Annotated in this window: 16 protein-coding genes; 1 reads left to right on the top strand and 15 read right to left on the bottom strand. The window is 32.3% G+C overall.

The annotated features are described in order from the left end of the window. Nucleotides 1–16 precede the first annotated feature (16 nt). The 13 genes from DMA14_RS12600 to DMA14_RS12540 all read right to left on the bottom strand — a co-directional run bounded on the left by DMA14_RS12600 (nucleotide 17) and on the right by DMA14_RS12540 (nucleotide 14927). Nucleotides 17–619 (bottom strand): hypothetical protein, encoded by a 603-nt coding sequence (locus DMA14_RS12600; protein WP_111424992.1) that lies wholly within the window; start codon nucleotides 617–619, stop codon nucleotides 17–19. Between the two features lie 213 nt (nucleotides 620–832). After that, entirely contained in the window at nucleotides 833–1273 is a 441-nt protein-coding gene (locus tag DMA14_RS12595; protein WP_111424991.1) for a hypothetical protein, read from the bottom strand. A gap of 51 nt (nucleotides 1274–1324) precedes the next feature. Next, nucleotides 1325–3049, bottom strand: a complete 1725-nt coding sequence (locus DMA14_RS12590; protein WP_111424990.1) for a sodium:solute symporter — start codon at nucleotides 3047–3049, stop codon at nucleotides 1325–1327. A gap of 115 nt (nucleotides 3050–3164) precedes the next feature. Next, nucleotides 3165–5696 carry a PIG-L family deacetylase gene (locus DMA14_RS12585; protein WP_111424989.1) on the bottom strand — a complete coding sequence of 844 codons (2532 nt, stop codon included), beginning with the start codon at nucleotides 5694–5696 and terminating at the stop codon, nucleotides 3165–3167. A 170-nt stretch (nucleotides 5697–5866) separates the two neighbouring features. Next, a complete protein-coding gene (locus tag DMA14_RS12580) occupies nucleotides 5867–7492 on the bottom strand; it encodes an LVIVD repeat-containing protein (RefSeq protein WP_111424988.1) in 1626 nt (541 codons plus the stop codon). Between the two features lie 207 nt (nucleotides 7493–7699). Beyond that, nucleotides 7700–8218 (bottom strand): hypothetical protein, encoded by a 519-nt coding sequence (locus DMA14_RS12575; RefSeq protein ID WP_111424987.1) that lies wholly within the window; start codon nucleotides 8216–8218, stop codon nucleotides 7700–7702. Nucleotides 8219–8407: 189 nt separating this feature from the next. Beyond that, complete coding sequence (locus DMA14_RS12570; RefSeq protein ID WP_111424986.1) at nucleotides 8408–10240, bottom strand: BamA/TamA family outer membrane protein; 1833 nt, start codon at nucleotides 10238–10240, stop codon at nucleotides 8408–8410. An 80-nt stretch (nucleotides 10241–10320) separates the two neighbouring features. Then, complete coding sequence (locus DMA14_RS12565) at nucleotides 10321–11421, bottom strand: AI-2E family transporter (protein ID WP_111424985.1); 1101 nt, start codon at nucleotides 11419–11421, stop codon at nucleotides 10321–10323. A 102-nt stretch (nucleotides 11422–11523) separates the two neighbouring features. Further along, nucleotides 11524–12054: a mechanosensitive ion channel domain-containing protein gene (locus tag DMA14_RS12560; protein WP_111424984.1), complete on the bottom strand. Its 531-nt coding sequence runs from the start codon at nucleotides 12052–12054 to the stop codon at nucleotides 11524–11526. A 10-nt stretch (nucleotides 12055–12064) separates the two neighbouring features. Next, nucleotides 12065–12649 (bottom strand): Maf-like protein, encoded by a 585-nt coding sequence (locus DMA14_RS12555; protein ID WP_111424983.1) that lies wholly within the window; start codon nucleotides 12647–12649, stop codon nucleotides 12065–12067. Beyond that, entirely contained in the window at nucleotides 12642–13568 is a 927-nt protein-coding gene (locus tag DMA14_RS12550) for a geranylgeranylglycerol-phosphate geranylgeranyltransferase (RefSeq protein ID WP_111424982.1), read from the bottom strand. Before DMA14_RS12550 ends, DMA14_RS12555 begins: the two co-directional genes overlap by 8 nt. 86 nt (nucleotides 13569–13654) lie before the next feature. After that, nucleotides 13655–14182 carry a KdsC family phosphatase gene (locus DMA14_RS12545; RefSeq protein ID WP_111424981.1) on the bottom strand — a complete coding sequence of 176 codons (528 nt, stop codon included), beginning with the start codon at nucleotides 14180–14182 and terminating at the stop codon, nucleotides 13655–13657. Continuing rightward, entirely contained in the window at nucleotides 14166–14927 is a 762-nt protein-coding gene (locus tag DMA14_RS12540) for a Rossmann-like and DUF2520 domain-containing protein (protein ID WP_111424980.1), read from the bottom strand. The genes DMA14_RS12545 and DMA14_RS12540 overlap by 17 nt, the downstream gene beginning before the upstream one ends. Before the next feature lie 288 nt (nucleotides 14928–15215). Between DMA14_RS12540 and ccsA the strand changes: the two genes are divergently transcribed. Next, nucleotides 15216–18434 carry a cytochrome c biogenesis protein CcsA gene (ccsA, locus tag DMA14_RS12535; protein WP_111424979.1) on the top strand — a complete coding sequence of 1073 codons (3219 nt, stop codon included), beginning with the start codon at nucleotides 15216–15218 and terminating at the stop codon, nucleotides 18432–18434. Nucleotides 18435–18501: 67 nt separating this feature from the next. On the opposite strand, the gene DMA14_RS12530 is transcribed toward ccsA, so the two are convergent. Together DMA14_RS12530 and DMA14_RS12525 are read right to left on the bottom strand one after the other, a co-directional pair. Next, the gene (locus tag DMA14_RS12530; RefSeq protein ID WP_111424978.1) at nucleotides 18502–19230 is read right to left on the bottom strand and encodes a DUF3667 domain-containing protein; all 729 of its coding nucleotides are present in this window, start codon (nucleotides 19228–19230) and stop codon (nucleotides 18502–18504) included. 24 nt (nucleotides 19231–19254) lie between these two features. Further along, entirely contained in the window at nucleotides 19255–19641 is a 387-nt protein-coding gene (locus tag DMA14_RS12525) for a DoxX family protein (protein WP_111425048.1), read from the bottom strand. Between the last annotated feature and the right edge of the window lie 42 nt (nucleotides 19642–19683).

The following is a 19683-nucleotide window of genomic DNA, read 5'->3' as shown; positions in this document are numbered from 1 at the left end:
CTTACTTATTTCAGTTTTATCGATTTGCTGTTTTATACATCAGCTCAACATTTTTAATCGAGCTTATTGGGGCGATTTTAATATGTTTTTGCCCAATTGCAACATAAAAGTAATACAAGCTATTTGTGCCAAGGAGACTAACTTTTTGCGGCTCTTCGTCATTAAAATTAATTTTATAATTATAATCTAAAGTCTGCTTGTCTATACGTTTTGAAGTATAATAACCGTCGGCTATACCAGTTCCTAAAAAGAAAGACAAAAGCACAACTGCCAATGTTCGTAATGCAATACCATTATAATAACTTGTTTTCTCTTCTAAAGAAAATCCTTCTACAGATTTTAATTCAAACATTTTTTGTACAAAAGGTTTTTGATTATTCTTTAAAAGAAATTTTGGAAGATAATAATGGCTGACGAATAATGAAATTACAGCAAACAAAACTATCGGATTTGAACTTAAATACGCAATCGGACTCATTAAAATATCTGTAATTGTAGAGAATTTCAAGATATTTATTCCTAATTGATAATAGTAAATACTGTCTTTAAGTATTCCCATCATGATAAGAAATACGTAGCCTAATGGAAGTAACTTTTCAATATCGCTCGAAATTTTCATTTAATATCTCCAATTTTAAATTAGTTAGTGGTCCGTTTTACAACTTACTAAAATAATATTTTTTACTTACAAAAAAAGAAGAATTGTATTGGTACGAAATTGTTTTCCTATTTTATAAATTTTAAGTAGCTGTTTCCCGCTGTCCGCTATATCTTTTGTGGTGAACCCCACCACAAAAGGATGTCGCTTCCATCAGGGCTAGGGCATTAGGATTTATTTGGAAGATTCTTGTTTAATTAATGAAAGTGTCTGTTTATTTATAATATCTGCCGCTCTAGATAAAAATTTAGGACTAATACATTCTCCATAACTAATGTAAACAATATGATTGTCATCATTTAAATTTTCATTCTTTTTTTTTGCTTCTATAGAACTATCTAAACCGCTAACTAAATAAACAGGATTACCTTCTTTATATAATTGAGTAGCAATACCTATTAATCTTTGTTCGCCAGCTATTTGCAAATCAGCTTCTTTATAAGACAAGAGAAAAGAACAACTAATTAAAGAACAAAATGTGGAACTTTTAAATTCTGGGTATTTTATGAATACTTCATTTCCTTGATTTAAATTTTCAAAAGATTTTGTGTACAATTGAGCAGAAATTGAAGTGTCTTTAACTGTATTAGAATCTTCAAGATTTTGACTTTCCATCTGAAATAATGAAAAAAACGATATTACCCAAAACAGTTTTCTAATCATCCTTTACTCAACTATTAACTCATTATCACTCGATTTTCCTCTGAAAAACAAAAACTGCAATAATAAAGAGAGTACAATTGTCAAAATAGCTCCAATAAAATTAAGCCATAAATAGCCCAATTTTTCTTGACGGTAAATCATGAAATAGTAAATCACAAAAATGGTTAACTGGCTTATAATGGCGCTAATAAACATTGGTTTTGCCTGAACTTTTTTAGTATAAAAACCAACAAGAAAGATTCCTAAAACGGTTCCGTAGAAGATAGATCCGATAATGTTTACAAGCTGAATTAAATTTTCAAACAATGTTCCAACGCAAGCAAAAAGTATTGCTATAACTCCCCAAAAAAGAGTAAAAAACTTAGTAACATGCAAATAGTGTTTCTCTGATTTTTCTTCTTTCTGATTTCTTTTGTAAATATCAATTGCTGTCGTAGAAGCCAAAGCTGTTAATCCTGAAGCGGTAGAAGACATAGCTGCTGAAAGAATAACGGCCAATAGCAATCCGATTAGACCTTTTGGCAAATAATGCAGAATGAAGTGGAAGAACACATAATCTTTATCATTCGTTTCTGAATTGCTGTCGGCTCTTGAAATGATTTCTTTAGCTTTATCACGAAGATCTTTTTCTTTATTTGATAATGCAACCAATTCTTTACGCAAAATTGGATTGTCATAATCTTGATTCAACTGATCAATATATAATAAGTTTATTACTTTTTTATCTTCTGAAAGTTTGACTAATTTTTCCTCTAAAGCATGATATTCATTCTTAAAAGCTGATTTTTCAATAGCAATTTTATTATTCGGATTAAAATTTAGCGGTACTGGATTGAATTGAAAAAAGACAAAAACCATAACTCCTGTAAGAAGAATAAAGAACTGCATTGGCACTTTAAGCAATCCATTCATAATTAATCCCATTTGGCTTTCACGAACTGATTTGCCAGATAAATAACGTCCTACTTGAGATTGGTCTGTACCAAAATAGGCTAGGGCTAGGAAGAAACCTCCTGTAATACCACTCCAAAAAGTATATTTTTCTTCGGGATCAAAAGAAAAATCTACAATATTCATTTTGTCATTTGCGCCTGCGATATGTAGTGCGCTGTTGAAAGTCATATCGTTTGGAAGATAATGCAGTATCAAGAAGAATGTGATAAACATTCCAGACATGATGACAAACATCTGCTGTTTTTGCGTAACGTTAACTGCTTTTGTACCACCAGAAAAAGTATAGATAATTACCATAACTCCAATAATGATGTTCATTCCTGTTAAGTTCCATCCTAGAAGTGCAGACAAAATAATAGCTGGAGCATAAATGGTTAAACCAGTTCCTAAACCTCTTTGAACTAAGAATAAAATAGCGGCTAGCGAACGTGTTTTGACATCAAATCTTCGTTCTAAAAATTCGTATGCAGTAAAAACTTTACTTTTATGATAAAGTGGGATAAAAGTCAAACAAATGACAATCATGGCAATTGGCAGTCCAAAATAAAACTGAACAAAACCCATTCCGTCGTGATATGCTTGTCCAGGTGTAGATAAGAAGGTAATCGCACTGGCTTGCGTCGCCATTACAGAAAGCCCTACAGTATACCAAGGTGTTTCGTTGTTTCCTAAAATGAAATCTTCAACGTTTTTACTTCCTCGGGTTTTCCAAGAGCCATATCCAACAATAAATAATAGTGTTACAATAAGTACGATCCAGTCAAATAGCTGCATAGGTTATGAGTATAATTGCATGATTAAAAGAAAAATAGCTATGTAAATCGCATTAACGATTAAGACGTAAGTGTAGCTTTTTTTCCATTTTTTTGTTTTTTTGGCTTCCATATTTTTACTGCTTTATATCTTGTTTTGGAGCTTCAATTGGCTGTTTTAGAGAAATAATATTAGATAATAATCTATATGCTCCAGAAACACCTTCTGGCAATTCTCTAAAGAAACTCAAACCAGTGTAAATATAATATCCTTTTCCGTATGGAGCGACCAATAAAGCGCCATCTTTTGCAGATTCTCCCTTGTCATGTGATGAAATAATAGGAGTGAAGGCAGGATCATATTCATTTGGATAATATAAACCTTGCTCTTGTGTCCAACCTTGAAAATCTTTTTCAGAGATTTTATTTGGCGTATTTAAAACAGGGTGATTTGGCGCTAAGAATGTAATTTTAGCATTTTCTTCTGTCACACGATCATTTGATAATTTTAGCGAATATGGTGCAATTTTATCCGTAACCAGTTTTCCGTTTGTATTGTATTGAACAATCATGTTTTTACCGCTTTTTACAAAATTGAAAAGTATATTTTGTTTGTTTGCTAAAGCATTGACAGTATTATAGGCACGGATTCCTGTAATTACAGTGTTGAAAGAATCTAGTTTTTGAGGTGTAATCTCTTCTGGTTTCAGAATCGAAACTTTATATCCCATTTGAGTTAAACTTTCTGGAACTTCATCTCCAGCACCCATAATGTAAGCTATGGCATCTCCAGAAATTTTCAAATCAATTCTAATACATTTTGATTCCGCCGGTTTCAGAACCATTTGTTTGGTAATATGAGGAAAATCAATGATGGTTTGATCTTTGTCAAAACGTTTGTTGTCAACAATTGCTACGCTTTTAGCAGTAACTTCTTCTGGATTTACAGGAGGAGTTACTTCAAAATAAAAGATTTGTTCTGTACCTTTTTTATCCAAAGCAAACGGAATTTCTTTTGGTGAAACATTCCAGCTTTTTGGTAATTCTAATTGTAGGTTTCCTTTCACATCGTCTTTTCCAGCACGAACTTTTACTGGAATCATTTTGCTTTTAGTATTTCCAAAAATCAAAACTCTTTCTAGTATTGAAGTAGTTACTTCTGGCACAATATCAAGGAAATTATACATTTCGCCTTTCACGCCATCATTGTATTTATACACAACTGTACGCTCAAACGGAATTTCGACATCGTTGATTTTTACATTAAAAATCACTTTTGTGTCTCGTATAATATCTGGAACACCAATGTTTTCTTGATTAGAAACCGTGTACATTCCAACAGTAGCTTTTTCTTTTAGCCAATAAGGCTGCGTATATTCGATATCGTTAGGAAGCTGTAATTGCAGATTAATTTTGTTATCATTGTTATTTTTTAAAACGATGTTTTGAGTTACTGTTTTATGATCTGGAAGCGTGGTTACACTCATTAATTCCATTCCTACAGCACATCTGTTAATTGCTTCAAGGCTTAATTTAATAGTGCTTCCTGGTGTAGCTTCCTGATCATTGGCAACTGCTTCAAGATATAAACCAGAACAAGATGCGATAATGTTTTTTATGGATGCCGATTTAATTTCTTTCCAATGTGTATCGTCCAAAGCTTGGATCATTGCATACGCTTTAACTAAATCTGGAATACTGGCAGAAGGATGGCTGAAATCGTATTTAGAAATGATTGAAGAAATTAAATCGCCAACTGGTTTTCCGTTTTTAACACGGTTCCAGCTTGTGTCTATTCCGTCAAATAAATTATCGCGTTCTTTTGGAGTTTCACCATTTATAAGTTCCAAATATTCAGTTTCTTCACCTCGAACACCTGTACTTCCAAAACCTTGCGATTGGTGACGGCTTCGGCTTAAAGCTGCAATTTCTTGGTTTGATTTTCCGATTCCTGTGTAATAAACACCTGTTTCTAGCTTTGTAAATTTAGATTTGTTTGCAGCATCAAATTTTTCTTGGCTCCCGTAAAACCACCAAGATGGATTAAAGAATTGGCGTTTTACCTGCCAAGGTGAAACATATTTTAATTGTTCAGGATAAACTTTAGGATCGTTTGTAAGTTTGAAACTTTCAACGCTAAGCATTGCGGATGAAGTATGATGTCCGTGTGTTGTGCCTGGCGAACGGTGATCAAAACGATTGATAATAATATCTGGTTGGAATTTTCTGATTGTCCAAACCACATCGGCAAGGACTTTATCTTTGTCCCAAATATCTAAAGTTTCGTCAGGATTTTTAGAAAAGCCAAAATCATTTGCTCTAGAAAAGAATTGCTCTCCTCCGTCAATTTTTCGAGCTTCAATCAATTCTTGTGTTCTTATTACACCTAAAAGTTCACGCAATTGCGGGCCGATTAAGTTTTGCCCTCCATCACCGCGCGTCAATGACAAATAGCCAGTTCTAGCATTCATATCATTGGCTAAATAAGAAATCATTCTCGTATTTTCGTCATCAGGATGTGCGGCAACATACAATACAGAACCTAAAAAGTTTAACTTTTTGATTTGATTGTAAATTTCAACTGAATTTGGTTTTTGTGGCTGCTGTGCAAATGAAACCTGAAAACCGATAAAAAATAAAAGAAAGATCTGAATCTGTATTTTTCGCATGGTAAATGTTAGGTGTTTTTTGAAATCATTCCAAAAATAGTAATTATTTCATGTAAGATTATTTAAATGAATTGTTAACGCTCAATAATTATACCTTTCTTTTAATAGAAACAACAAAAAAAGCTGTTAGAAATTAATCTAACAGCTTTTCTATAAGGGTTTTGAAATGTTTATTTCAATTTGTTTTCGGTGTCTTTGTAAGTTCCTGTAATGGTTACATTACTTCCTTTGGTAACTTTTCCGTAAATGGTGATAGAAGAATTGTTTCCAATGAAATTAATTTTTGCACCGCTGTTTAATCTTAAATCTCCCCAGATTACAACAGAACCTTCAATTTGCAAAAGAGCATTATTATTGATAATTAACTCTGTTGGATTCGATTGCTGATATTTTCCTTGAGACAAACTTCCTGTCATGTTGAAAATACCACCGCTGTTTAAAATTAAGTTATTAAGAATTGCAATTGAACCACAATGTGTTAAAACAGCACTAGAATTAATAATGGCAGAATTAATAGCAGTTGCTCCTTGGTATGATTTTATGTCGTTAGAATTTAAAATCAAATCTTTGCCTTGATTATAGACAATATAAGAAGTGCAATTTGCAAAAGTTGTATTTGGTTTTTCCATTTTAATGATTTTCAAACCACCAGTTCCGCTTGCAACATAGATATAATTACCGCTTGATTTCACATAGTTTGATGAGCCAGCAATTCCCACAGAACCTAATAAATTAAGCTGTGTTGATGATTGATAAACGTTTAAGCCAAGAGCTCCATTTGCTACAAAAGCATAACCGTCATTAAAAGAAACTGCATTTGTTACATTATCTTCTCCAGCTGTTGCAATTGCAATACTCTGCAATTTAGATCCGCTGTTAATGTCGTATACACCAAGACCATTTGCCCCTTCAGAAACGAAAAGTTTTGATCCGTCAATATCCATTGTTCTTTTTGCACCACTAACATCGGTAGATGTTGTAAAGCTTTTTTGCAAAGCAAGTGTTGACTGATTGTAAACATTAACACCTTTCGTTCCGCTTAACGTTACCACTTTGTCACCTGTTAGAGCAATCGAACGTAAATCGGCTATAGCTGTTTTTCCTGTAATTTCTTTAGTAGAACTGCTTAGTTTAAATAAACTTCCATTGTCTCCAGTTACAGCAAAATAATTAGAAGTATTTGCCGCCACATCTGTTGTAACTCTATTTTCTAAATAATTGGTTTTGAATTTATCTGTAAGTAATCCAGAGCTCAATTCCATGTTAAGAACAATAGCAGGATTTGTAGAAAGAAGCGGATCTTTGTCTACATCTTTAGCAGCTCCGATAATTAAATTAGATCCAGAAAAAGTAAGAGACGTAATATCGGTGTTTGGAATTAAAGCAGAGGTAACCAATTTTGGTTTGTAAGGATCTGAAACATCAATCACATCAATTGCTCCAGAATACGCATCACCTCTCATAATATAAGAAACATAAGCATAATTTCCGTTTACTGTAACGTGGCTGGCTTGTAGCGTTCTTCCGTTGGCATCAACAGGAGGTTTAACTTCGGCAATTTGAACTAAAGGAAAAGAAGTATTGGCTACTTCTGCTAATTTTCCTGTAAGAGAACCATTTTCGATCGAAATTACCCCTGAATTAGTTAAGTCAAGTCTTTGGTTTAAAGCAGATTGATCTGAGGTAATAGTAATGTTATTTGACGATTGTCCATCGTTTTTGTTGTCATTGTTATCGTCACAACCTATTAACAGTGACATTGCTAAAAATGAAAGCAAATAAACATTCTTTTCCATAAATTTCTTTTTTGGATTTTAAAATTCGGCGCAAATATATATCATAATCACATTAAACAAAGGTTAATTTTAGTAAAACAATTTGTTTTTCAATGATTTATATACAAATTACAGTTTTTTAACAAAAGTTCAAAATTAAATTGCCACAAAAAAAGAGAGTATCATTTATTTGATACTCTCTTTCGTTGATTGCTAATAATTTAGTATTTATCTTCTACCATGTCCGTGACCGTGACCGTGATCGTGATCGTCATCGTGGTCATCACGATCATGTTTGTTATGGTGCTTATCATAGTGTTTGTCATAACGTTTGTAATCTCTTCTATCATCATAACCATATACTGGTCTTGGTCTGTATGGTCTTTGTGGTGCTCCATAATAACCTTTGTAGTATTTTACTTTATGACGATCAAAGTATACATAAGGAGTTCTACCATGATAATCTGTCAAAACTACTTTGTAACCTCCATACAAATCATAGTTTCTATATTGTCTAGGTAAGTAAGTTGTTCTTACCCATCTTCCTCCTCCGAAATAGATAAATTGAGCAGCACGAACATCGTAATAAGCTTCAATATCTGGAAGATAATAATATTCCATTTCTGAATATCCTACTGGCCCCCAAGCAGGTGGAGTTCCTATATTCACGTTTACCGATACTTGGGCTTGTGTGGCGTTTGCAACCATTAGAAATAATCCGGCGATTGCTAATTTTATCGTTTTCATCTCTTTTGTTTTTTTTAAATGTTAATCTTGAATAAGGATATTCATATACTGTGCCAAAAAAAATGTTATGATGTATTTTGTCGGATAAAAATGCATTTCGTCGAATAAATTAAAATTAAAATTCATTTAATTTATTGGTTTTTAGTGATTTATGATTTTTTTAATTTTCTTAAAAAAAATAAAAAAAAATTACTTGTAATTAACCACTCTCGGTTTTGCTAACTCAAAACTTTGCAATCCATAATCGGTAGTTTCAAAAGTATTTGTCTTGAAAACATTATCTCCCTGCTGCGGAATACTCGGATAATAAGAAAGTGAAAGCTGAAATGAACTGAAAACCAGATAGTCATTGCTAATTAATAATCCTACGGTAAGTTTAGAATAAGGTTTGCTTTTTGTCATTGCCATTTCGGGACTTCCTAGTACTGCAATTGAATAATTGAAAAATGGATTCAAACGAAATCCAAGTAAAGAGTGCGGTGAATATGTTTGTGTCTGCAATGATAAAACTGCTTTACTTGTTCCGTACAAATAACTGTTGAATCCAGGAATTCCGTTTTCTTCATTTATATTTAACTGATCTCCAATAATATCATCCCGATTTATTCCAATTACAAGTTTTGGATTTACGAATTGTCTAATTTTCCAATTTCCGATGCTGTATAACTTCGTAAAATAATTAGACTCAAACAAAAATGAGGTTTGATAGGTTTTGGATTGATGAAAAAAAGTTCCTGCTTCAAAATTCATGCTCAGAAAACCTAAGCGATAATAATTTCCAAAGGAAAACTGCGCTCCAACATAAGGCCTCCAAAAAGTATTTTTATACTGATAACCGAAAGTTACACCGTATATTCGTCCTATAGGAACGTCTTCTGTCTGTCCATTTCGAAAAATATAACTGTCTTTGATAAATTTTCGCGTATTCAATCCAATTCCGCTGAGAATTAGTTTTTCTGAAGAATAAAAATGATTCGGATCGTAAATCTCAGAAGGCGATTCGCTATAATTTACATTTAGAAATCGTGCTGTTGTAATCAAATTGGTTATGGCATGATTGCTGTCTTCATACATTTTAAAAGCACGTCCAGCCCAAACGTCTTGCGAAGTGTACTTTTTAGGCTGATAAGCAAATGTAGAATCGGGCGCTTGTAATGTATCCTTTCTAAAACTTTCATCAATATAAAATCCACCAGCCCATTTAGTCAAAGGAGAGTAGAAGTCTCGCTCAATATCTATACTTTTAATATAGTTATTATCCAAATCCATATTGTAATGAAACACAGTACCGATGTAAGTATTTTTAATATTTGGGATCGTGTATGTTGCCTCATTGGCATTTCGCCCATCATCAAAACGATTGGTAAAACGATATTCTAATTGCTGTCCAGTTCCAAAAAAATCCTTTTCCTTAAAACCAATCGACATCTGGCTGCTAGAAATCGAAAATCTCGGAATGGTACTCCAAGAATCTAAAACTCGTATGGTAACATCTACAGAATCTGAAGCTTGTCCCACTGATTGATTCGAAATTCTAACCGCCGTAACATATCGTTGAGCACGAATTAAACGCTCAGATTCCAGTACTTTATAAGTATTATAAGGTGTATTTTTCTTAAAAAGCAATAAATTATAGATAGCTATTTTTTTTGTTTTTAAGTGAAGCCTGTTACCCATTCGTTCTCCCCAGTTTTTAGGAATCTGAGTGGTATCGGCAACAGAATGACCAAACGGATCTAAAGTAACAATATTGATTTTTCGAATAATTTTTCCATCGTAATTTGTAGAATCAAGCGGTACAAGCAGTTCGTCTTTTTTCTTTGGCTTTTTAGATCTAAAAAACAATTTATGCATTGTCTGCGTAAACTTATTTTTCTTAGAATAATTTCTAATTTTAGTATAGATTTCCGTGGTATCTTTCTCTTTTTTGGGCTCTTTTTTATTTTGATCTACCTGAGCATATCCGCTTTGTAAAAAAAAGCAAAACAAAATAAAAAACAGTATTTTGTAGTTTAAAGACATTCGGTAGTTTTCTTCTAATATTTTTTTAAGTTTTATGAATTTAAGGAATAAATAAATACTATGCTAGCATAACGCTTTTTTTAATTTTCTGTTGTAATTTTTCTCTTTCTCCATACAAATTTTCTTGGAACGTGATTTCCCATGAGATAACCCCATGCGGAGAGTGAATCAATTCTGTCAAAAATAATTTTTAAAATAGCAAGAAGCGGAATGGCTAGAAACATTCCGGCAATTCCCGCTGCAGCACCTCCAACAATAATTCCCATTATTGAAACAAAGGCATTTATTTCTACTTTTGAATTTATAATTAATGGCACAAGCAAATTATTATCAATAAATTGAACAATAATATTTACAATAAGAATTCCGAGAATTACAGATATTTCTCCAGATCCTGTTAGCGATGCTAAAACCGTAATTACTCCAGCAATAAAAATTCCGATATAAGGAATCAGATTCAAAATTCCTGTTATTAATCCGAGAAGGATAAAATATTTTACCCCAATAATCCACAAACCCAGACTAGTCAATACGGAAACGACAATCATTTCGATAATCAAGCTTACTATATAATTATTGATCGAAACTTTTATTTGAGATAATATATCTTGGAGAACCGCATGATTTTCCTGTTTGATTAGTTTAGCAAAAAACAATTTAAAATGCTCTTTATAGATTAGAAACAGAAATGTATAAATAATCATAATGGTACTATCTAAAAGAACATCGCTTATTGAAATTATAAACGAGCCTAATTTGGCTTGACCCGTTTTAACCGAATCTTTTGTAACCGAATCTAGATATTTTTTTTGTTCTCCAATACTTACCTGAAAATTTTCTCTTATAAATTTATGGATTTCAATAATAAAGGAGTTGGCATTTTTCTTTATAGTTTCAAAATCATTTGCTATGTAAGTGACTTGGTACGAGATAAAAACTAAGATTCCAACAATACAAGATATAAAAAGGACGAGACAAACAATTGCAGCGAGATGTCTTGGGAACTTACATTTTGTATTTAGAAAAGTAAAAATCGGAAGCAATAAAACAGCAAACAAGAATGCCATTAAAACGGGTGTAAGTATATCTTTTCCGATACAAAAAATGAATGCAAAACAGATTAAAGTGACAAGAATAAAGGAAAGTTTTGCGTAGAATGGTAATGTTACAGGCCGAGTCATTTATATTTTTATTTAGCTGAATTTATATAACAAATATTACACTTTATTTGTCTTTTTTCGTTCCAGCTTTTTGACTGCCCGTTATAAAATTCCCATCATATTTTAGTCAAAAAATTCACGTTCTTCATACTTCGCAGGTATAATTGAAATTCCTTTTTGAAGCAATAAATTATTTGGGAAAATTATTTTCTCGCCTTCTTTTGTTTTTAAACTTACATGAAAGGTGTTAATGTCTTCAATTTCGGCTTCGATAGGAAAATCTTTGTCATGAATTTTGATAGTATCTCCAATTCTAAAAGGAAAAGAAAAGAATAGAACCATTCCAGAAGTAATATTACTTAAAATAGACCATTGGGCAAACATTGCAACCCCAATTACAGTTGCAATAGAAGAAATTGTAATAAAAATATCTTCTGTTTGAACTCCCCAAATTAAAATCAAAGTTGTAACCACAAGTATATTCATTAAAATATTAATATACTTAATAACCAAATTGGTACGATGTTCAAATAATTGGCTTGTAGCAGCAAAACGTCGTATTAATTTTGCAATTACGATACGAAGCACAATCAAAATACCAATAAGAATGATTGTGGCTATTATTTCTCGGCTATACTCTTTAAAAGAAAACATAAATAAATTTTTACACTAATGTAGTCAAAAATTCATAAACTTTAGCTGTCGGAAGCCCCATTACATTGGTATAAGAGCCTTCTACTTTTGCAACTGCCATAAAACCAAACCATTCCTGAATACCATAAGCACCAGCTTTATCATAAGGTTTGTAGTTTTCGATATAATATAAAATAGCTTCATCTGATAAATCATTAAAAGTTACTTTAGTAATATCGTGTAAAAGGGTAGAAGAGTCTTTCGTTTTAAAACAAACTGAAGTAATTACCTCATGTGTTGCATTTGACATTGATTTTATCATAGAAAAAGCTTCCTCTGCATTTTTGGGTTTCCCTAAAGCTTTATTCTGATGCCAAACAATAGTATCACTTGTGACTAGAATTTCATTTTCGTTCAACTCACCTTCAAATGCATTAGCTTTTAATTCAGCCAAATAATCAGTGATTTCCACCGCTTTCAGTTCTGGTGGATAAATTTCTTCAACGTCTTCTAAACGAATTTCAAAATCAAGATCTAGATCCTTAAAAAACTGCTGTCTGCGCGGAGAACCCGAAGCTAAAATGATTTTATATTTTTTTAATTTATCTTTAAGCATTGTATTTGATGTTTAAGGCAATAACCAAGATTGATAAAATTCCGAAGAACAAAATAAGTTTTAAAATACTGCTTAAATGATGAAATTCCTTTTGAGATTTTGCGCTAAATATTTTTACAATAAAATATAGTAAAGGAGCTAAAACCGTTGCAAAAGCATAAAATACAGCGATATAAAGCTTGTTTTGCATGAAATAAGTATTGCAATACAATCCAGATAGAATAAATGCAATAACGGCAAAACCTAAAGTTATTTTTGCAGCTCTATTAACGCCAATCGCAACTGGTAATGTGTTCATTCCCATATTATAATCGCCATTTACATCTTCAATATCTTTTACAATTTCGCGAATGAAATTAATCATAAAAGCAAATAAAGCATAATCTATTAGAATAGAAAAAAGACTTGCCATTTGTGCCTGGTTTTCGCCTGTTGTAGCAGGGAAAAGGTCAAAAACTCCAATAATTAAAACGCTCACAGCCAAAAGCAATGCCACAACAAAATTGCCTAAAATCATGATTTGTTTTAGCGTTGTTGCATAAAAATACAGTAACGATGCAATTAAAATAAAAAGCGAAGCAAAGGTTGGTCTCATGATAATATTCGACAGAATAAAACCAATTGCAACTCCAGAAATATTCAGACCAATATAAATATTGTAGGCCATAGTTTCTGAAATTCCTTTTCCGACAACTACATCATTTGGTTTGTTGATGCTGTCGGTTCCTACATCGTAAATGTTATTGATAACATAACCTGCAGCTGCCAATAATACAGTGCTTAAAACAAGTAATCCGTATTGCCAATCAGATAATGCCAGCGGAATCTCCTGCTGTTTTAAAAAGGCATAACGAAAAAGCAGCTGCATAAAAGCAAGCATTAAAAGGTTTTTATAACGAATGAGTTTGAGGAATTTCATTTTTTTTTTCTTAGGTACAAAGGTTCTGAGGAACTTAGGTTCAAAGGTTTTTAACTAACTGAAAACTGCGACTGCGACTGAAAACTTTAATCGTGTTTTCCGTTAAAGTATTCCATCCATTTTCCTTGTACTTTCATTACTTGCTCGATAACGTCTCTTGCAGCGCCACGTCCGCCTTTTACATGTGAAATATATCGGCAAATATTCTTAATTTCTGGACTTGCGTCTTGAGGACAAGTAGGAAGTCCAACTAATTTCATCACATGAAAATCTGGAATATCGTCTCCCATATATAACACATTTTCTGGTTTTATATTATGGGTTTCAGTGTATGCTTTAAAAGTTTTCACTTTATCTGGAGTTCCTAAATGAATGTCATTAATGCCTAGATTTTGAAGACGAATGCGAACGCCTTCATTGCTTCCGCCAGAAATAATGCAAACATGATAGCCACTTTCTATTGCCGCTTTCATTGCAAAACCATCACGAATATTCATTGTTCTTAGCATTTCACCTTCATTGGTAACAAAAACTGAGCTGTCTGTAAGTACGCCGTCTACATCAAAAACAAAGGTTGTGATGTCATTCATTAATTCTTTATAACTTTTTGCCATTATGCTGTATAGATTGTGTTAGGATTTTATAGATATTTTTTTTGTTTTCGTCTTGTAAAAAAGCCAGATGCGAGGCAATTGTATTTGAATCATGGCGAATGGCCGGACCTGTTTGTGCATCAATAGGATCGAGTGTGTTGATTTTATCAGCAGTTTCCTGAATCAATGGTCGTAAAACAGCAAAAGGAACTTGATTTTCTTCACAGACTTCTTGTCCTATTTGGTACAAGTGATTTGTAAAATTGCTGACAAATACAGCAGCTACATGAAGTGCTTTTCGCTGTTCTGAACTGATAGAATAAACTGCTGTTGAAACACTTTTTGCAATGGTTTCCAAAAGTTTAAAATCGGCTGTATTTTCTGCTTCTAAGCAAAATGGAACTACAGAATAATCAATTTCTTTATTCTTAGAAAATGTCTGAAGCGGATAAAAAACACCACGTCGATTTTTAGGATTTAAAAGCTCAATTGAAGATGTTCCAGAAGTATGAACCACTAGTTGATTGTTAAACGGAAGCTGTTCTGAAACTTCTGAAATAGCATTGTCAGAAACGGAAATAATATGCAAATCAGCAGGTTCTAATGCTTCAAAATCGGTTACAATCTTTTCAGAATCAATTAAATGGATCAAGGCTTCTTTCTTTCTCGAAAAAACCTGTTTAATTTCAACAATTTTGCTGGCAGAAAAAGCCTTTATCAAATGCTGTGCAACATTGCCGGAACCGATTATTGTTATCTGAATCATGAAAGCAAAATTAGTATTATTTTTTTAATGCAGGGAGCCAATTCAATATTGATAATGCTTTTTTGAAGTTTTTATTGTCTTCTGTTTTCTGTTAGAATTCTAACACTTTTTTTATAAAAGCAATTAATAAAAAAACTCATGTTGGTTTTGTAGGTTTAAACTTTCTATATTATCAATTTGTTTAAAAAATAGTCCTTATTTTTGGTTTTTATTAACAAAAGGCAAAGCCTGCTAATCAACATTTTTAAGTACTTTTGTCGCACTTTTATACAATGTAATCCCTAAGAAATGGATAAAAAAATATTCTCTTTTTTGTTTTCTACACGATTAATGGCCGTTCTTTTTTTAACATTTGCAATTGCAATGGGTGTTGGAACTTTTATCGAAAGTAAATACAACACTGATACAGCCAGAATACTAATTTACAATACTTGGTGGTTTGAAGCTATTATGGCCATCTTTGTGCTTAATTTCTTCGGAAATATCAAAAAATATCAACTGCATAAAAAAGAAAAATGGGCAAGTCTTCTATTGCACCTTTCTTTTATTTTTATCCTTTTAGGAGCTTTTATTACAAGATATATTAGTTATGAAGGAATGATGCCAATTCGCGAAGGCGCGGCTGAAAACCAAGTTTATTCAGATAAAACCTTTTTAACCATTTTTGCTGATGGTGAATATAAAGGGGAAATGAAAAGAAGAGTTTTTGAAAAAAGTCTTCTACTTTCTCCTGTAACGAATAATGATTTTAGTATTTCAGGAAAATTTGACGAGACTCCTTTTGAAGTTACCTATTCGAACTATATCATGGGAGCTAAAGAAGTGGTTAAACCAGATCCAAAAGGGACTTTATACTTAAAATTAGTTGAAGCTGGAGCAGGCGGACGTGAAGAACATTATTTGAAAGAAGGTGAAGTTCAAAATATTCACAATGTTTTATTTGCTTTAAATAAGCAGACAGACGGTGCAATAAACATCAATACAACTGGAAAAGAATACACAATCCAGACTCCATTTGAAGGTGAATTTATGCGAATGGCAGATCAATTTAAAGGAAAAGTTACAAAAGATAATGTACAGCCTTTAATGATGCGTTCTTTATACAGCATTGGAGATATTAGAATTGTATTTCCAGAACCTCCAATGAGAGGAAAAGTAGATTATGAATCTAATAATGACTTTAAAGCAAAATCTCATAGAGATGCTTTGGTAGTAAAAGTAAAAGCTGAAGGACAGGAAGAAGAAGTAATGCTTTTTGGTAATAAAGGGCAAGTCGGGGAAGCTAAAACAGTTAAAATTGGCAATATAGAATATTCTTTATTCTTCGGAAGTAAAGCTTATGTTTTGCCATTTAAAATTCGTTTAAATGACTTTATTGCAGAGAAATATCCAGGAACAGAGAAAAGCTATTCTTCATACAAAAGTAAAGTAACTGTTCAAGACTCTACAGAAACTTTTGATGCAGATATTTTTATGAACCACGTTTTGGATCACAAAGGATATCGTTTCTTCCAATCTTCATTTGATCCAGACGAAAAAGGAACTGTTTTATCGGTAAATCACGATTTCTGGGGAACTAATATTACTTATTTTGGTTATTATCTATTATACATCGGTTTAATGGCAATTATGTTTACTAAACATTCTCGTTTTGGTGATTTGAAACGTAAGCTAGACGCTATTCAGAAGAAAAAAGAAAAATTGATAATGCTTCTGATTTTGATGATCAGTTTTACTGGTTTTGCACAGCAGACCCCTCATGTTCATTCTCATGACCACGATCATGCACACTCTGCAGATCCAAATGATCATGCAAATCATGTGACGGCACCACCGAGCCAAAAACAATTAGATTCGTTATTGACTATATATAAAGCACCGGAATCTCATGCAGCAAAATTCGGTCGTTTGATTATTCAGGATGCTGGAGGTAGAATGAAGCCAATTAATACGTTTTCATCTGAATTGCTTAGAAAAGTAAGCCATAATGATACGTATAACGGAATGAATTCAGATCAGGTATTTTTATCTATGACGCAATATGCTCAAGTTTGGATTCAGATTCCATTGATTTATATTAAATCTGGAAATGATAGTATTCGTAAGATTATAGGTATCGATTCTAAAGATCAATATGCTCCTTTTGTAAAATTCTTTGACGAACAAGGAAACTATAAATTATCTCCTTATTTAGATGCTGCTTATAAAGCCGCTAATCCAAATAATTTTGAGAAAGATTTTGTTGAAACCGATAAGAAAGTGAACTTAATGGAATCGGCATTAAGTGGAAGCATTTTAAGAATTTTCCCTATTCCCAATGATCCAAATCACAAATGGGTTTCTTATTTAGAGCGTGAAAGTGCTGGTTTTAAAGGAATGGATTCTACTTATGTAAAGCAAATTCTTCCATTATATTTTAGTGCATTAAACAATGGTTCTATTCAGAAAAACTTTGATACAGCAGATAATTTAGTGGAAAGTATCAATGGTTTCCAAAAGAAATTTGGAGCTAAAGTAAGGCCAAGCGAAGATAAAATTGATGCTGAAATTGCTTATAACAAATATGATGTTTTCAAAGTATTGCCATATTGGTACATAACTGCATCTATAATTATGCTGATGTTTACTATTCTTAATATTTTCTTTGAGAAGAAATGGCTAAGATTTACTGTAAACGCTTTCCATATTATCATCGGATTATTATTTGCACTTCATACCGTTGGATTAATTGCACGTTGGTATATTTCAGGTCACGCACCTTGGAGTAACGCATACGAATCTATTGTATATGTAGCTTGGTCTACGATGTTCTTTGGTTTGGCTTTTGATAGAAAATCAAAATTAACCGTTGCTTCATCTGCATTCGTTACAGCAATGATTTTAATGGCGGCATATATGAACTGGATCGATCCAGAAATTGCAAACTTACAACCAGTTCTTAATTCGTATTGGTTAATGATTCACGTAGCGGTTATCGTAGCAAGTTATGGTCCAACTGCATTAGGAATGATTTTAGGTTTTGTTGCTTTACTATTGATTTTCTTTACAAATGATAAAAATAAAGCCAAAATGGATTTACATATTAAAGAAGTAAGTTATATTAACGAAATGGCTTTAACCATTGGTCTGATCATGCTAACGATTGGAAATTTTTTAGGTGGACAATGGGCAAACGAAAGCTGGGGACGTTACTGGGGATGGGATCCAAAGGAAACTTGGGCATTAATCTCGATTATGGTTTATGCGTTTGTAATTCATGCTCGTTTTGTTCCAGCTTTAAGAGGAAAATGGTTCTTTAACTTAATGAGTATGTATGCTTTTGTATCTATCTTGTTTACCTATTATGGAGTAAACTTCCATTTAGTAGGTTTACACTCTTATGCAAGTGGTGAAGCACATTCATTAAACTGGATTTATTACTGCTTGATTACGATTTCTATAATTGGTGCTGTTACATATCCTAAGTATCGTAAATACTATAAAACGAAAAAAGTAAAGAATAAATAATTCACTATAATTGTTAATTCATAAAAAAAGGTTCAACACAATGTTGAACCTTTTTTTATTATCAGATTTAAAGTTTGCCAAAGAGCAGAAGTGCAATAGCGGCTATAAGGAAAAAGCAAATCAGAAAAATAAGATGACTTAATAGGGTCAAGAAAAACGCTTTTATTTTAGATATTTTATTGAAAAATTGAATGTTTGTCCAAAAGATTAAAATAATACCAATAATATACATTGTATTGTTGTACTGCTGTATATATGAGGTATGATTTAGAAAAATCAATATTGGCATTGTTAGTAACTGTACAGAGATTCTTTGAGCCGCTTTAAAAGTATTAAGCACAAAAAATTCAACAAAATTATACCCCTGATTTTTAAAAACAAGATAAGTGCCAATAGTATAAATAGGAATAGAACCAACTGTTACCCATGAAAAATGTGTTGCAAACCATTCATTTAAGTGCTCAAAATCAATGTCTGAATTCTTTGCACCATCAAAGGTATTAATATGAAAATAATGATAAAGCAGTCCATATAAAGTAGCAAGTACTACAACTAAAGATAAGGGTTTAAAATGACGAACTCTTTTACCTTCAATAAATTCGCGGATAGAATGTCCGGGTCTGGTAAACAATTGTTTTAAAGAATACAATACTCCTTTGTCAAAATGCAATAAACCATGCTGGATATCGTGCCATAAAAAATGCGCATTTATTTTATGCGTTTCTGCAGATTGTCCGCAATTGTTACAATAATGGCCTCTAAAGACCTGATGGCAATTTTTGCACATTATTTCCATTAAACTTGATATTTGATTTATGAATTACTTTTTTGTTTTTTTTATGATGCCGTCAGGATACATAATTGCCAAGAGAACTATAATTAGAAGAAAATTATATTCGACACCATTTCTTCCGCCGCCTACAACAAACCAGCCTTCTTGAAAGTGCACTAAAGCAATGCCCATTATAAGAACAAAAATGGTAACAAAACCAGCAAGTTTAATGTATTTATTTGCTAATAAAAGTATTGCTGCGGCAACATGAGATAATTTGATACTCCAGGCAAGAAATACGCCATAAGGAGCAAAACCAATTTGGTTGAGGAAAAGATTTCCAAAATCATTAATACCATTATTAAACATTCCGAAAACGGAATGGGTTAGGAGAATAATGGCTATAGCAATTCTCAAAAGTAAATTTGCATTCATAAAATTGGTTTTTGGTGAATTAAAAATAATAAAAAAACGCAT

Origin of the sequence: Flavobacterium sharifuzzamanii, from assembly GCF_003254585.1 — a bacterium.
GTDB classification, from domain to species: Bacteria; Bacteroidota; Bacteroidia; order Flavobacteriales; family Flavobacteriaceae; genus Flavobacterium; species Flavobacterium sharifuzzamanii.
This window is presented reverse-complemented; position numbering and strand designations above follow the sequence as displayed.